The following is a 1,080-nucleotide window of genomic DNA, read 5'->3' on the forward strand; positions in this document are numbered from 1 at the left end:
CAGGCCGCACCGGCCCAGTCGGCGCCCGCCACCTCGGCGGCCCCCAAGGCCGCCGCTCCCGCCGCGAAACCGGCCGCCAAGCCCGCCGGCCCCAAGGTCGGCACCCCCGTCCGCGACGGCAAGTTCGAGTTCACCGTCACGAAGGTCGAGACCGGCGTCCGCAGCGTCGGGCCCGACTTCATGGCCGAGAAGGCGCAGGGCCAGTTCGTCCTCGTCCACCTGAGCGTGACGAACATCGGCGACGAGCCGCAGACGCTCATCGACTCGGTGCAGAAAGTGCGGGACGCTGCCGGACGCCAGTTCTCGACCGACTCGGGCGCGGCGATCGTCATCAAGGGCAACGACGTCTTCTTCAACGAGATCAACCCGGGCAACACGGTCAAGGGCGTCCTCGTCTATGACATGCCGAAGGGCGCGAAGCCGGCCTCGATCGAGCTGCACGACTCGATGTTCTCCGACGGCATCACGGTCGCCCTGTCCTGACGGCAGGGCAGGGCGGGAGCGGCGTCGCGGGGGAGGGGATCGCGGCGCCGCCCCCTCGTCTCATTGTGCCCGGTCGCGAGGCGCGGAGTGAGCGCTTTCACAGATGGGCTCGGCGGGCAAAATTCGTTGATTTTCAAGGAACTTCGTAGGATGAAGGTGGAAGCCGCAGATGCTTCCGTGGTCCTGACGAAGGAGCGCCGGATGAACGCCGAAACACGCCGCCTCATCGACCGGGTCCGCCTCGACGGAGGGGTCAACCACGACGACCTCCCCTTCATCGAGCGCACCCTGGCCCAGCTCTTCACCCAGCTCGACCGGTTCGTCCCGTCCCAGGTGGAGATCTCGATCCGGATCAAGGACCGGGGTCACCCGGGGATGCGCACGACCCTCGACGTGCGGGTCCAGGGCCTGCCGCCCCTCGTGGGGGTGTCCCACCTCACCGCGACGAAGGCCGCGCTCAACGACGCGGAGGCCAAGGTGATCTCCCAGCTGCGCACCCAGGTCAGCCGGCTCGAGTCCCATCGCCACCCGAGGCCCCCGACGGGTGAGGACGTGGCCTGAGCGACGGGTGCCGTATGCCGCTGAGCCAGCTCAGCG

General features: G+C 69.0%; 2 protein-coding genes. Both read left to right on the plus strand.

Features of this window, described 5'->3' with window-relative positions:
* A partial coding sequence (locus N864_RS22545; protein WP_034722855.1) for a DUF4352 domain-containing protein occupies positions 1–483 on the plus strand: 483 nt, incomplete at its 5' end.
* A 201-nt stretch (positions 484–684) separates the two neighbouring features.
* Positions 685–1,044, plus strand: coding sequence for a hypothetical protein (locus N864_RS22550; RefSeq protein WP_034722857.1), 360 nt, complete (start codon positions 685–687; stop codon positions 1,042–1,044).
* The last annotated feature ends 36 nt before the right edge of the window (positions 1,045–1,080 follow it).

It is taken from the genome of Intrasporangium chromatireducens Q5-1 (assembly GCF_000576575.1).
Taxonomy (GTDB): Bacteria; Actinomycetota; Actinomycetes; order Actinomycetales; family Dermatophilaceae; genus Intrasporangium_A; species Intrasporangium_A chromatireducens.